The organism is Flavobacterium hydrocarbonoxydans (assembly GCF_009789235.1).
GTDB classification, from domain to species: Bacteria; Bacteroidota; Bacteroidia; order Flavobacteriales; family Flavobacteriaceae; genus Flavobacterium; species Flavobacterium hydrocarbonoxydans.
In genome coordinates, this window is the sequence record NZ_WSTB01000003.1 from 195,425 (window position 1) to 210,636 (window position 15,212).

General features: G+C 35.8%; 11 protein-coding genes. 7 read left to right on the forward strand and 4 right to left on the reverse strand.

Annotated elements, in window-relative coordinates; genetic code table 11:
* Nucleotides 1–294 precede the first annotated feature (294 nt).
* Nucleotides 295–1,089 carry a polysaccharide lyase gene (locus GON26_RS06785; protein ID WP_160373986.1) on the forward strand — a complete coding sequence of 265 codons (795 nt, stop codon included), beginning with the start codon at nucleotides 295–297 and terminating at the stop codon, nucleotides 1,087–1,089.
* Nucleotides 1,090–1,391: 302 nt separating this feature from the next.
* Here GON26_RS06785 and GON26_RS06790 read toward each other — a convergent pair whose 3' ends face one another.
* Complete coding sequence (locus GON26_RS06790) at nucleotides 1,392–2,549, reverse strand: substrate-binding domain-containing protein (RefSeq protein WP_160373987.1); 1,158 nt, start codon at nucleotides 2,547–2,549, stop codon at nucleotides 1,392–1,394.
* Between the two features lie 71 nt (nucleotides 2,550–2,620).
* On the opposite strand from GON26_RS06790, the gene GON26_RS06795 reads away from it, so the two are divergent.
* The 6 genes from GON26_RS06795 (at nucleotide 2,621) to GON26_RS06820 (ending at nucleotide 9,567) form a co-directional block, all read left to right on the forward strand.
* Nucleotides 2,621–3,628, forward strand: coding sequence for a sugar kinase (locus GON26_RS06795; protein WP_160373988.1), 1,008 nt, complete (start codon nucleotides 2,621–2,623; stop codon nucleotides 3,626–3,628).
* 18 nt (nucleotides 3,629–3,646) lie between these two features.
* Nucleotides 3,647–4,309 carry a bifunctional 4-hydroxy-2-oxoglutarate aldolase/2-dehydro-3-deoxy-phosphogluconate aldolase gene (locus GON26_RS06800; RefSeq protein ID WP_160373989.1) on the forward strand — a complete coding sequence of 221 codons (663 nt, stop codon included), beginning with the start codon at nucleotides 3,647–3,649 and terminating at the stop codon, nucleotides 4,307–4,309.
* Nucleotides 4,310–4,316: 7 nt separating this feature from the next.
* A complete protein-coding gene (locus GON26_RS06805; protein ID WP_160373990.1) occupies nucleotides 4,317–5,129 on the forward strand; it encodes an SDR family oxidoreductase in 813 nt (270 codons plus the stop codon).
* 229 nt (nucleotides 5,130–5,358) lie between these two features.
* A complete protein-coding gene (gene uxuA, locus GON26_RS06810; RefSeq protein ID WP_160373991.1) occupies nucleotides 5,359–6,516 on the forward strand; it encodes a mannonate dehydratase in 1,158 nt (385 codons plus the stop codon).
* A 6-nt stretch (nucleotides 6,517–6,522) separates the two neighbouring features.
* On the forward strand, nucleotides 6,523–7,938 hold the full coding sequence (gene uxaC / locus GON26_RS06815; RefSeq protein ID WP_202110843.1) for a glucuronate isomerase: 1,416 nt from the start codon (nucleotides 6,523–6,525) through the stop codon (nucleotides 7,936–7,938).
* Between the two features lie 219 nt (nucleotides 7,939–8,157).
* A complete protein-coding gene (locus GON26_RS06820; protein ID WP_394350395.1) occupies nucleotides 8,158–9,567 on the forward strand; it encodes an MFS transporter in 1,410 nt (469 codons plus the stop codon).
* 160 nt (nucleotides 9,568–9,727) lie between these two features.
* Here GON26_RS06820 and GON26_RS06825 read toward each other — a convergent pair whose 3' ends face one another.
* The 3 genes from GON26_RS06825 to GON26_RS06835 are packed head-to-tail and all read right to left on the reverse strand — an operon-like array spanning nucleotide 9,728 to nucleotide 15,197.
* Nucleotides 9,728–11,536: a glycoside hydrolase family 2 protein gene (locus GON26_RS06825; RefSeq protein WP_160373993.1), complete on the reverse strand. Its 1,809-nt coding sequence runs from the start codon at nucleotides 11,534–11,536 to the stop codon at nucleotides 9,728–9,730.
* A 58-nt stretch (nucleotides 11,537–11,594) separates the two neighbouring features.
* The gene (locus GON26_RS06830) at nucleotides 11,595–14,012 is read right to left on the reverse strand and encodes a glycoside hydrolase family 2 protein (RefSeq protein ID WP_160373994.1); all 2,418 of its coding nucleotides are present in this window, start codon (nucleotides 14,010–14,012) and stop codon (nucleotides 11,595–11,597) included.
* Nucleotides 14,013–14,015: 3 nt separating this feature from the next.
* Nucleotides 14,016–15,197: a glycoside hydrolase family 88 protein gene (locus tag GON26_RS06835; RefSeq protein ID WP_160373995.1), complete on the reverse strand. Its 1,182-nt coding sequence runs from the start codon at nucleotides 15,195–15,197 to the stop codon at nucleotides 14,016–14,018.
* Nucleotides 15,198–15,212 lie beyond the last annotated feature (15 nt).

The following is a 15,212-nucleotide window of genomic DNA, read 5'->3' on the forward strand; positions in this document are numbered from 1 at the left end:
TCATTGTTTAAGTAAAATCAGGTTTTACTAAACTTGTCCTAAGCCAGCCTGACAAAACATTTACAACATGTATAGCCAGACACTAAAAAAAATGGCACACGTTTTAGACACACAATAGGTGCCGTATTTTTTTGTACCTAAAAACGTACTCTACTACTCCTCTTACAAATTTTTATTAATCAACTTTACAGTAATCAATTATTAATTGCATCAAATACCTGATTAGCAATTAGTAAAACAATTACTATCTATAAATAAAATCTATTTTTTTACTAACCTCTAATTTTTTAAAAAATGAAAAAAACCTTAAAATTAACAAGTTTGCTTTTTATTACAGCATTCGTATTTATTTCCTGTGAAAAGGATTCAAATGTAAATGTACCGGAAGACGCTAACAAAGAAGCGCAACAAAATGCAGGAAAAGACATGGAACAAAGTGCTACCAAAGACGTTGCTGCTGCTATTGCTGCTTTAGGTGGTGGTGCCGGAGCAAGAACAATCACATTGCAACCAAATACGCTATCGTGTCCTGGTGGTTTGTGTACATCGTATGGTGTCTGGTCTGAGGGCATTTACACTGTTTGGTTCCAGATGAGATTTAATTCCGGATTTTTTTGGAGCCGAGGTGGTAAATGCGGCTATGGTATATTAATTGGTGATCAAAACACCGGTGGCGACCCTGGATGGGATGGCAATGGCGGTAGTGCACGATTTATGTGGTATTGTCCGAACGGATCAAACGCTGCCAGTGGAAGCGGAGCTTACCTCCAACCTTATGTTTATTATAAAGATCAGCCTGGACAATTTGGTAATGATTTTGGAAAAAAATACTACATACAAGCTGGAGTTACTTATAACTGTCAGATATCTGTCAAGCTCAATACTGGTTCAAATACGAACGGGTACGTCAAATATTATGTAAATGGTACAGAGTTATTGAATCAGTCAATTCGTTGGGTAACAAACAATTCTAAACGAAATATCAATGCAGTAAGTCTCCACACCTTCCGCGGCGGTAGCCAAGAGTACTGGAAAGCACCGGTAACAAGTTCTATTTATTACGCCAGTGCAGCTTGGGATGCTCAGTAATATCTCTCAACTCTTGAAGACAATTTATGCAACAGATAAAAATCACAATTTCGATGTTGTTTACTATCTATGAAGAGTATTAAAATGAAACTTATATCCTTATTTTAACGAGTTAATACCAAAAAATTCTTGCAAATTGGCTTTATTTCGGTTCTAAAAAAGGGAAGATATATCGTTTCATTAAAATCAGACTGCAAAATTCAAACAAAAACTATTGGTTAATTAAATGGTAATATATTCTTTAATAGTTTTTATTTTGAGTTTGATTGATAACACAACTTGGCTTCATTGTCAGGTTGTGTTTATTTTTTGAGAGCCAACGTATAATTTTCTTTTACAATTATATCCAGTTGCATAAAATGAGTTTCTTCTAAATTTTCATGCAAAATAATCTTCTTATAAAGATAATTTACTCCCATATATCCTTGTTCTTCCGGTTTTTGATTTATTAAAAAATCTATTATTCCCGAATTTAGATAAGTGATATTTTCTTTTAAAAGATCATACCCAATTATTCGTATGCCTTTTATATGATGCTGTTCTAAAAACTGAGCCACAATATAAGCTCTTGAATTAGGAACAAATATACTGCTGATATCTTGGAACATTTCTAAAGTAAGCTGATTAACATCAGGATCTTTAATGGTAATTTCAGAAAAAGTAAAATTAGTAAGCTCCGGATGTTCTTCAAAAAAAGCATAAAACCCTTTAATACGCTGCAAATAAACAGATGTACTCTCTATTTCTTTAGCCACTTTCACAATCAGCACATTACGGTCATTTTTTACGGCAAAACTAATTAATCTCCCTGCCAGATAACCACTCTGAAAAGCATCCTGACCAATATAATAATGAGGAATTTTATCTTTTATATCCGAATCAATCATGACTACCGGTATGTCTTTCTTTTTATACTCATCCAGAAATAGCAGGGACTCTTCATGAAAAATAGGTGAAAACAATAGTCCCTCACATTCAAAATCAAGAACTTTGGTACACATTTTCTGAAAAGATACAGTATTGAAATCATATAAAAAATAATGTAGTTCTACACCAAATTTGCCAAAATCCTCAGCTGCTTTTTCAATCCCATTCAGCTGACTTTCCCAGTATTCCAGTTTTTCAGATTTTGGCAGAAAAACAGCTATTTTACATTTTTTATTTGAAGCAAGATTACTAGCAAAAATATTCCGTTTAAAACCATATTTTTCAATTATGGCATTAACCTTATCAATATTCTCCTGCGAAACCTGTCCTCTTTTATGAATAATTCGATCTACAGTTCCTGGAGAAACATTAGCTAATTCTGCTATTTTTTTTATTGTTATGATATTCCTGAGATTTAAGTTAAATACTTTAAATAAAGTGGTAAAATTAATTTTTTTATTCCAATAGTCGCTTTTTTTATTTAAGTTTTTATATATATTTGCAATACACGTGTGCGTACACGAGATTAGCATAAATAAGATATTCTCTTTTTAAGAAATTTTATTTAAACAAAAACGTGTGCGCACACGAAAACATATAAGCTATGTCGCAAAAAATAATAGTATTCGGAGAAATACTGCTTCGCCTTTCTCCTCCAAATCATCTAAAAGTTTTTAAATCAAAAACATTTGAGGCACATTATGGCGGTGCAGAAGCAAATGTCGGCGCGTCTTTAGCTTTAATGGGCTGCGATGTAAATGTCGTTACAGCGCTTCCGCAAAATGAACTTGGAGCCTCTGCTGAAAGCGAAATGCTTTCGTACAATATGAAAACCAATATCATCAGACAAGGAGAACGAATCGGAATTTATTATTTCGAACAAGGTGCTTCCGAAAGACCCGGAAGAGTAATCTATGACCGTAATAATTCTTCTTTTTCTTTATTAAAAAAAGGAATGATCGACTGGAAAAGCATTTTCAAAGAGGCAAAATGGTTTCATTGGTCGGGCATCACTCCTGCCCTTTCTCAGGATTTAGCAGATGTTTGCGAAGAGGCTTTAATAATAGCTTCTGAAATGGGACTCACCATTTCTGCCGATTTAAATTACAGACCTACTTTATGGAATTATGGCAAAAAAGCCAATGAAATAATGCCAAACCTTATTCAGTATTGCGATGTGCTTTTAGGCGGAATTGATGATTCTGAGAATTGTTTGGCAATACAGACAAATGAAGAAGATTCTTTTGAAACTGTTTATAAAAATTGGCAGGACAAGCATCCAAAACTAAAAACAATTGTTTCTACATTGCGGTACGATGCCAACGCCTCTTCGAATACAATTGGTGCCGTTTTATGGAATAATTCGAAATTGTATCGGGCAAAAGAATATAAAATATCACACATCATAGATCGCATTGGAGCTGGTGATGCGTTTATGGCAGGCCTAATTTACGGGCTTATAAAATTGCCGGAAGAACCTCAAAAAACAGTAGAATATGCTCTGGCAGCTTCTTGCCTAAAACATTCAATTGCAGGTGATATTAATTTGGCTTCCGCCGAAGATATTACCGCTTTAATGAATGGTTCAACGGGTGGAAGAGTTATTCGATAATTTAAAAAACGGAGAAAAGTGAATACAATAAAACACATTATCAAGACCATAACAAAACAAGGTACACTGCCTTTATACTTTAATAAAGATGAAACAGTAAGTATCGAAATACTGCGGGCACTCTACAGAGCCGGCATAAAAGCAATCGAATATACGCACCGTGGAGCCGAAGCGACAGAAAATTTCAAAAAAATGATTGCTGTTCGCGATGCTGAAATGCAGGATTTGCTTATCGGAATTGGTACTATCAAAAATGCGGCACAAGCCAAAATATATCTCAAACTGGGCGCTGATTTTTTTATTAGCCCAGGATTTGTTCCCGAAGTAGCGGATTTGTTAATAAGCAAAGAAATTTTGTACATACCGGGTTGTATGACTCCCACTGAAATAATTACTGCTGAAAATAGAGGAATTCTATTCATAAAATTATTTCCGGGCAACAAAATAGAACCTGATTTTCTTTCGAGTATTAAAGATATTTTTCCCGATTTAATTTTTATGCCTACAGGCGGAGTCGATACCACCAGAGAAAACATTCAGGCCTGGTTTGATGCAGGAGTTTCAGCTGTTGGAATGGGAAGCAAATTAATTAGCAAAACACTAATGGATGCAAAAGATTACGGGACTATAGAAACCCAAACCAAAATGGTTCTGAACATCATAAAAACTATCAATAAATAAAAAATCAATGAATTCAATATTTAATTTAGAAGGTAAAATAGCTTTAATAACTGGTGGTGGAGGTGTTTTAGGCAGTAATATGGCAGAAGTTTTAGCAAAACAAGGCGTTACCACAGGAATTATGGGACATACACTTGAAAAAGCACAAGCAGTTGTGGAACGAATTGAGCGCAATGGAGGAAAAGCTTTTGCTGTAAAAGGGAATGTTCTGAATCAGGAAGAAATGGAGGCCATTCGTGATAGCATTGTTGAAAAATATGGTCGTTTGGATATTCTTATAAATGCTGCCGGCGGCAATATGCCGGGTGCCACTATCGGACCTGACCAGGCAATTTATGATTTAAAAAAAGATGATTTACAAAAAGTATTAGACTTAAATATCATTGGAACTATTTTGCCCACTCAGGTTTTCTCTGAGCTTTTTGCAAAACAAAAAAACGGCGTAATTATTAATATTTCTTCTGCATCTGCAGAGCGTCCTTTGACAAGAGTTGTGGGGTATTCGGCCTCAAAAGCAGCCATAGACAACTTTACAAAATGGATGTCGGTTGAATTGGCTTCAAAATATGGAGAAGGAATTCGTGTCAATGCTATTGCTCCCGGGTTTTTTATTGGAGAACAAAACAGAGCTTTATTGCTGACTCCGGAAGGCGAACTAACTCCGAGAGGCATCAAAATTATTGAGCATACTCCAATGGGACGTTTTGGTGTTCCGGAAGATTTAGATGGCGTATTGCTTTTTTTATGCAGTGATATGTCCAAATTTGTTACGGGAACAATTATCAAAGTTGATGGTGGTTTTGCAGCTTCAAGCATTTAATTAAAATATCCGTTTGGTGAAATTATTTTTAAAACATAGAAATATAGCTTATTGAACTCAAAAAAGGCGTTTCACTTGCATTAAAACACATAGTATGTGTGAAGAAACGAGTTTCTTTTTGATTTCCTTTTTTTTCAAAATCATAAAATCTATGTTCAATGTGTTTAATTAAATTTTTATTAATTACACCCAACGGGTTAAAATTTAAAAATAAAAAAAGTATAAAATTATGGAACAAACATGGAGATGGTACGGGCCTAATGATCCTGTTCAATTAGCCGATGCCAGACAAGCCGGAGCAACCGGAATCGTGACTGCTTTACATCATATAAAAAATGGAGAGGTGTGGGAAGTCGATGAAATCACAAAACGTAAAACCGAAGTAGAAGCTGCAGGATTAACTTTTTCTGTTGTCGAAAGTATTCCGGTACATGAAGACATCAAAAAACAATCGGGTGATTATTTAAAATATATCGAAAATTACAAACAAAGTATCAAAAACTTAGCGGCCTGTGGCGTTTATATTGTTTGTTACAATTTCATGCCTGTTTTAGACTGGTCCAGAACCGATTTATCGTATGAAATGCCAGATGGTTCTAAGGCTTTGCGTTTTGATGTTAATGAATTTGCTGCTTTCGAATTATTTATTCTAAAACGCCCAGGAGCTGAAAATACTTATACAGAAGCACAAAAAGCAAAAGCAAAAACGACTTTTGAAAAACTGACTGATGCCGATAAATTAAAATTACAACAAAACATAATTGCAGGTTTGCCAGGTGCCGAAGAATCTTATTCTGTTGAAGATTTCCTGAAAGTATTACAAGGATATGACGGAATTGACGCCAACAAACTCAAAGAAAATTTATATTATTTCTTACGCGAAATTGTTCCGGTAGCAGAGAGTGTTGGCGTAAAAATGGCGATTCACCCTGACGATCCTCCTTACCCTATTTTAGGATTACCAAGAGTCGTGAGTACCGAAGCCGATCTGGTGCAATTGCTAAACGCTATCGATTCTCCGTCTAATGGATTTTGCATGTGTACGGGTTCTTACGGCGTGATTGCCGAAAATGATTTGTCTGGAATGATTGATCGTAATGGTGAGAAAATGAATTTTATCCATTTAAGAAGTACGCAGCGTGATGAGGAAGGTAATTTCTACGAAGCCAATCATTTAGAAGGAAATGTAGATATGTACGAAGTGGTAAAATCTATTGTAAAGATGGAAAGAAAAACCAATAGAGTTATTCCGATGCGCCCGGATCACGGACATCAAATGCTGGATGATTTGAAGAAAAAAACAAATCCTGGCTATTCCGGAATTGGCCGTTTGCGAGGTTTAGCCGAATTACGCGGACTGGAATTGGGAATCAAAAGAAATCTTTAAAATTATATGATGCAAAAAAGCTTTATAACAGACGACTTTTTACTCCATAATGATTTTGCGAAAAAACTCTATCATGACTTTGCAAAAGCCCAGCCTATCTATGATTATCATTCGCACCTTTCTCCAAAAGATATTGCCGAAGACCGCCAATTCGAAACCATAACCCAACTTTGGATAGAAGGCGATCACTACAAATGGAGGGCCATGCGCGCCAATGGAATAGATGAAAAATACATAACCGGCAATGCTTCTGATTTTGAAAAGTTTCAAAAATATGCCGAAACGCTTCCCAACACACTTAGAAATCCTTTGTATCACTGGACACATTTGGAGTTGCAGCGTTACTTTGGAATACAGGAATTATTAAATGCCGATTCAGCGCAGCGAATATATGAAACCTGCAATGAATTACTAAAAAAACCGGAATTCAGTGTTCGGAATTTATTACATAAAATGAATGTGAAAATGGTAGGAACTACGGATGATCCTACTGATGATTTGCACTTTCATAAACAGCTTCAGGAACAAGGTTTTGAAATTGCTGTACTTCCCTCCTTTCGTCCTGACAAAGCAACCGAAATTGAAAAAGGAGACGCTTTTGTTCTTTGGATCAAAAAACTGGAAAGTGTCGTATCGTTTCAAATTCAAAATTTTAATGACCTTGTAAAAGCATTACAAAACCGTCATGACTTTTTTCATGATAGCGGATGCAGAATTTCAGATCACGGTCATGCTTCTTTTTATAACGCTGCTTTCACCGATTTGGAAATCAACTTGATTTTCGAAAAAGGCATGCAGTCTGAAGCTTTGACTCCTTTGGAAATTGAAAAATACAAATCGGCTTTGTTGTATGAAATTGCCGTAATGAATCATCAAAAATCATGGGTACAGCAATTTCACGTAGGTGCGATTCGAAATAACAACACTAAAATGATGAAGCTGATTTGTCCTGATCAGGGATTCGATTCGATTGGCGATCTAACTATGGCGCAGAATATGAGTGGCTTTTTCGATAAATTAAATTCTAATGACACTTTGGCTAAAACCATTGTTTATAATCTGAATCCGAGAGACAATGAGATGATGGCTTCTATGGCAGCCAATTTTAACGACGGGTCAGTTCCCGGAAAAATGCAATACGGAGCTGCCTGGTGGTTTCTGGATCAAAAAGACGGCATGCAAAAACAGCTCGATGTGCTGTCTAATTTTGGATTGCTAAGCCGTTTTGTGGGAATGCTTACCGATTCCAGAAGTTTTCTGTCGTTTCCGCGTCACGAATATTTTCGCCGTATTCTCTGTAATGTTTTAGGAGAAGAAATGGAAAAGGCTGAATTGCCTGATGACCTTCATTTAATTGGCAATTTAGTCCGTAAAATTTGCAGTGAGAATGCTGTGGAGTATTTTGGATTTCATCAAAAATAAAATTTCAAATAATTATTAAACTAACCCGTTGGATGAAATTATTTTTAACACATAGAAACATAGCTTATTGAACTCAAAAAAGGCGTTTCACTTACATTAAAACATCCCGATAGTTATCGGGACTATGTGTGAAGAAACGAGTTTCTTTTTAATTTCCTTTTTTTCAAAAATCCTAAAATCTATGTTTTCTATGTGTTTAATTAAATTTTTATTAATTACATCCAACAGGTAAACTATACTAACTACAAAACCACTATGCAACATCAAAACGAAGTTATAGGAAAATACCGCTGGACCATCTGCGGTTTGCTTTTCTTTGCCACCACAGTAAACTATCTGGACAGACAAGTACTGAGTTTACTGGCACCAAGTCTGTCAAAAGAATTCAATTGGAGTAATACCGACTATGCCAATATTACGGCTGTATTTCAATTTACTTATGCTATTTCAATGCTTTTTGCAGGAAGACTTATTGATAAGATTGGCACCAAAGTGGGCTATATATTAGCCATTGTAATATGGTCCATTGGGGCTATTATGCACGCTTACGCCATCCCGATTGGAACTTCAGTGAATAGTGTTTTAGCCTGGGCAGGTATTGCCGCTGTTCCGGTTTCTATTTTAGGTTTTATGATATCCAGATCCTTCCTGGCTTTTGGGGAATCCGGAAATTTTCCCGCTGCGATTAAAGCCGTCGCCGAATATTTCCCCAAAAAAGAACGCTCCTTTGCCACCGGAATATTTAATTCGGGTTCTAATGTTGGTGCCATCTTAGCCCCCATAACTGTTCCGTGGATTGCTGTTAATTGGGGTTGGGAATCTGCCTTTATTATTATTGGTGCCATTGGTTTTGTATGGATCTTTTTTTGGTACATTTTATATGAAAAACCAGAAAAACAAAAAAGACTTTCAGCTGCTGAATTACATTATATTCTTGATGGAGAAATTGCGGAAAAAGAACCTGAAACGGCTCTTCCGAAAGAAAAAATTTCATGGATTAAACTTTTAAAATACAAACAAACCTGGGCTTTTGCATTAGGCAAATTTTTGACTGATGGAATCTGGTGGTTCTTTTTATTCTGGCTTCCTAAATATCTGGAAGTTCAGTTTGGTCTTGTAAAAACAGATATTGCTTTCCCGCTTTCCGTGCTTTATACTATGACTATGGTGGGTAGTATTTATGGCGGTTATTTTCCGATGTATTTTATCAACAAAGGGTACAATCCTTATGAAGGAAGAATGAAGGCCATGTTAATTATTGCTTTGTTTCCTTTAGTAGTTTTATTGGCTCAACCCTTAGGCTATATCAGCTACTGGATTCCGGTGGTATTAATTGGTGTTGGCGCATCGGCGCATCAGGCGTGGTCGGCTAATATTTTTACAACCGTATCCGATATGTTTCCGAAAAAAGCAGTCGGTTCTATTATTGGAATTGGCGGAATGGCCGGAGGAATTGGTGGTGTTGTAGTCTCCAAATTAGGTGGTGCGCTGTTTGATTATTACGAAGGATTAGGGCATGTTCAGACAGGTTATACGATCATGTTTGTGCTTTGTGCTTTGGCGTATTTAGTGGCTTGGGCTGTTATGAAAACACTGGTTCCTAAATATGCTGAAATAACGGATTTGTAATGTTTTATACAACTTCTTTCTAAAGGAAAATAAAATATTATAAATCAAGAACTTAAAGCCAAATAAAACAGATTTTTAAGCTTCGATTTGGTATAAAAAAATAAAGGATGAGCATTTGTACTCATCCTTTATTTTTTTATTTAAACGTTTTTTTAATCCTTTATTCTTTTCCTTTTTTTTCGTACCACTCTTTCATTACAAAAAAAGCTTTCTTTTTAAAGCCTTCATTCGAGATCAGGCCTTTACGGTTGTATCCGTCCTGAATTCCTGGCAAAAGTCGTTTTGGTGATCTAAAATCGACCAAAATCCATGGACTTAAACCACTAAGATGCGGAATTTTTTCTATCATCTTCAGATTCTGAATATAGAGATATTCCTGATATTCTTCTGTCCAACGTTCGTTTTTTTCTCCGTGTAATCCTTGTTTGGCACCTCCGCCAAATTCAGAAACTATTACGGGTTTATTATACGGTGTTTCCCAAAAAGCTTTTTCGGCATTTTCCAGATTTCCGCCATACCAGCCTAAATATTGATTAAAAGCAATTATATCCAGCGATTTTCCGATTTCGTCATCAATCATTCCAACTCCATTAACGTGTCGGGTTAATAAAGCAGCGCTTACCAATCGGGAATTATCGATTGATTTTGTATGAGCAACTAAATTTTTTATAAAAGTATTTCTGGCGTCAGATACTGGCGTTTCGTTGGCCATCGACCAAATGATGATGCTGGCTCTGTTTTTATCTCTCGTAATAGCGGCAGTAAGTTGATTTTCTGCATTTTGGTACGTCTTGTTGTTTTCAAATTCAACTGTCCAGTACACCGGAATTTCTTCCCAAACCATTAATCCTAATTGATCTGCCAGCCTGATAATATTTTCATTGTGAGGATAATGCGCCAGCCGAACATAATTACAGCCTAATTCTTTTGCCCAGTTTAACAATCGCAGGGCATCTTCAGCAGTATGAGCACGGCCTCCTTTTGCATTTTCTTCATGAATAGAAATTCCGCGCAAAAATATTGGTTTTCCGTTTAATAGAATTTTATCTTCCTGAGTTTCGATAGTTCTAAAACCTATAGCATCCCTGAGTTTTTGTTCCTTAAAATCGATTGTTACCTCATATAATTTTGGATTTTCTGGTGACCAATACGAGATTTTTTTAACGGGGATTTCAAAGTTTCCAATTCCGTCTGTACCTATTTTTAACTTGTAATTTATCTTTAATTCAGGTATTGAAATTATTGCCTGATCTTGGGACGAATTGAAATTATTGATTTTAATAAAGCCCGAAATAAGATTTTGATTGCCTTTTTTAAGCTGAATGTTGTAATCTTCAACAAACGATTCATTTTCTTCTATTAAGAGAATGTCACGCGTAATTCCGCCATAATTCCACCAATCGGTATTTATTGTAGGGACATCTTCTTTATGACGGGTATTATCAGCTTTAATAACCAGATAATTGTCTTTTGGTTTTACTATCGCTGTAATTTCATAATTAAAAGGAGTAAATCCTCCCTCATGAGTTCCTAATTTCTTTCCATTCAGATAAACATCAGCTTTATAGTTGATTGCTCCTAAATAAATAAAAAGACGTTTGCTGGCTTTTAAATCATAATCAAAAGATTTCCTGAACCAAACATTCCCTTCATAAAATTTAAGTTCCGGAACCTGCGAATTCCAATCGCCGGGAATATTTATTTGGGGAGATTTATCAAAATCATATTCTACCAATTCTTGTTTGTTTACGGCATGATAATTATTAAAAAACGCTGCATTTGAAGGCTTTTTCTGTTTATCATATTCATCGTGATGAAAACTGTAATACCCCGTTTCATAAGGATCGACTATATAATTCCAAACCCCGTTTAAAGAGGTTGTGTTTCGGTTTGAAACATTCGTAATTAAACCTTGTGCCTCTGTAATAGCAAAGGTCGCTAAGAATACTAGTATTAGGATTTTTTTCATTTTTATTTCTTTTGTTTCAAGCAAATTTCAACGTTTTGACAAGTTGTTTGCTAATCCATTAATCAATCGCTATTTTCAAATATTCGCCTTTGAAATTCTGGTTTAATACCGTCATCTCAATAGGAATATTCGAGCCATCGGGAACAACTTCGATTGAAGCCTTTCCATTGGCCATTTTTATCGATTCGCTTCCGGTAGGTGTTCCTTGATTTCTCATTGTTTTACCACCTTTCAAACATTGAAAATAAACACTGTCTTCATAATCAAGACAACGTAAATTATTATGATCGATTGCAATTGCAGTAACCAGATAATTACCGTTTTTTAATTTTTCTGAGGATAATTGCAAAGAAGTTGCGGTATCATTTTTATTAAAACGATAGTTTACCATTAAAGTATCCGAAACTTTTTTTCCATCTTTCGTTTGTCCTGCAGCGATTAGAGTATTTTTACCTTTGGTAAAATTTACCTCCCAGGTTAAACCACTTGCGGGAAAAACAGCAATATTTCTTTCTTTTTCACCTAATGACTTTCCATTATGAAATAAAGTAACTTTTTCGCAATTACTAAAAACGCTAAGTGTTCTCGGAGTATTTTCAGGCCCCTGACGTTCTGTCCAGGTATGAGATTCGATGTATGCAAAAGGTTCCTTGCTCCAATAACTTTTAAAAACATAATAAGCATCTTTTGGATTTCCACTTCGATCCACCAGTCCTTTTTGATTCATATAAGGTATATCATCTTCAGGGCGCAATGGTGTTGCAAAATCTTTAAAAGCCCATTGTACATTGCCTACAAAAGTTGGGTCATTTTCGGAAATATAAAGATGCCAATCAAATAAATCAACGATGTAGTTTTCGCTCCAGTCTCCAATTTGAGCAATATTGGCCACTTTTGTTTGTACAATTGCTTCTTCCCAGCCTTCTGCTTTTATGATGTTTTCGCCAGTAACGGGGTTTTCGCTATGACGGCCCACGTGACTGTCACCACCATATTCGGCATGGATAAAGTGTTTGTATTCTTTTTTGTAAACATCAATGGCTTTTTGATAACTTTTATAACTTCCGGAATACCAGCCAGACCAGATAGAAGGCGAGAAAACATCGACAATTTGTGAGCCTTCGTAATATTTTCTAATAGCCGTTTTACGTGTTGGATCTAATTGATGCGCAATGTCATTCAATTCAGTTAAAAAAGCATTAGTTTTTTGCGCATTGTCGCCATCTGGAAAATCAGGAAGCCAGTTCATTTCATTTCCTAAAGACCAAATAATAATGCTCGGATGATTATAGTTCTGATGGATTATTTCGGTCAGCATATTTTTTGTATTCGTTTGCCAGACCTCATTCCCGATACCGCCACGACACCAGGGCAGTTCATCCCAAACCAATAAACCCAGTTCATCGCACGCTTTGTAAATTTCAGGATCTTGGGGATAATGCGCTAAACGAACAAAATTAGCCCCCATTTTTTTTATCGATTCCATATCAGCGCGATGTTGTTCGTTTGTCATCGCCGCACCTACACCAGCCTGCTCTTCATGACGGTGTGTACCACGAATTAACAGGCGTTTTCCGTTGAGATAAAAAGGACCATGATCCTTAAATTCAAACCATCTGAAACCTACTTTTTCTGTAATAGTATCGGTAATTTTATTTTTATCTGATAAAATTGCCGTAACCGAATATAAATTAGGGGTTTCCGTATCCCAAAGTTCTGGATTTTTGATGTTTTCGAAAGTTATGTTTGCTGTTTTATCAGAAACTGGAATTGTTTTACTATCGACCTTCTTCCCTTTTGGGTTTTTAAGAATAACCGTCAACGCTAAATCTTTGCTGTTATCGGGATTTTTTATTGAAGATATAATTTGCAACGAGGCTTTCTTTGCCGAAACTACCGGTGTTGTAATCTTTACATTATCGATATGATTTTTGTATTGGGATACTAGCCACACATCTCTTGTGATTCCTCCATAAATAAAAAAATCGCTTTTTTGAGACGGAATAATCTCAATATCATAACTGTTATCTACGCGGGCAAAAATTTCATTACTTCCTTCTTTAATAAAATTAGTAATATCAATTGTAAATCCAATATAACCGCCAACATGTCCTCCGGCTTCTTTACCGTTTACATAGATTTTTGTAGTAACATTTGAACCTTCAAAATATAAAGAATAATTACGGTTTTTATCAATCCTGGGAATAATTAAGTCCTTTTGATACCAGCTTGCATCTCTTCTGTAGCCCGGATTTAAGTCGGTTGCATCTTCGCTGTTCCAAGTGTGTGGTAAATTTAGTTTTGTCCAGGCTGTTGTCTTTTTTGCCTGATCAATATTTTGGGTATTATTTTCTAAATACAGCCAATTTTCATTGATATTTATTTTGGTCTGAGCAAAACCCATATTGGCATAAAATTGCAAAACAAAAATAAAAACTATCGTATAAGATGGCTTAAAATACTGGAATCCTTTCATAAATTACAAAGTTTTTTTTCTTAATAATGCCTCCAGAAAATAATAATCGGCATAGATTATGGGTTCGTCTATTTCATCATTTTTGGGCCAGTTTCCTGTGCTGTGATCGAGTATAAATGGTGCTTTTACCGTGGCATTCAAAACGTAAGCAGCGGAACTTAACGATTGGATTGTTTTATCGGCGAAAGCCAAATAACTTTTGTTTTTTGTGTAACCATAAAGTTCATATAAAGCTGAAGCCATAACCGCTGCGGCTGAAGCATCCCGGGCTGCATTTGGAATACCAGGATCTTTAAAATCCCAATAAGGAATTCCATCTTCAGGTAAATTTTTATGGTTCATAAAAAACTGAGCTGTTGCTTCGGCTTGTTGCAAGTAAGCTACATCTTTTGTATAGCGGTACGACATCGTAAATCCGTACACTGCCCAAGCTTGTCCGCGTGCCCAAACAGAATCATCATTGTACCCCTGAAGCGTTGTTTTTTTTCTTACTGCTCTAGAAACCGGATCATAGTCCAGCACATGATAACAGCTGTTGTCTTCTCTAAATTGATTTTTCAGCGTTGTATTGGCATGCTTAACAGCAAGTTCCTGATATTTATTATTGCCTGATAATTTTGAAGCTTCAAAAAGCAATTCTAAATTCATCATATTGTCAATAATAACAGGATATTCCCAAATGTCGTTGTTAAAATCCCAAGATCTTATAGAGCCCACTTTATCGTTAAAACGAGTGCATAACGTTTCCGCACCTTTTATAATAACGTCTTTATATTCTTGCTTGTTTTCCACTTTTAGCGCTTCTCCAAAACTGCAAAACACTTTGAAACCAACGTCGTGCGAATGATCATTAACACTTTCCTTTTTACTGAAAGGAGTCCATTTTTCGGCCTGTTTTTTATAGGCTTCATTTCCTGTAAGGCGGTACAATTGCCATAAATTCCCGGCAAAAAAACCACTGGTCCAGTCTCTTGACGGAACTTTTTTAATCAGATTGGTTTTAAGGGTTATGCTTCTTGGCATTGACATCGAATCAACAGGATAATCCAGTAACATTTTATATCTTGTTTCCAAAAGATTAGCTGTGGCTGGAGAGGCATTTTTGGTCTGAGGAATAATTCCGGATTTGCATGCTGTTGCCAGCGATGCAAACCCAAGAATTAAAGTATAACTAACTTTATTCATACGCATTAATCTAAT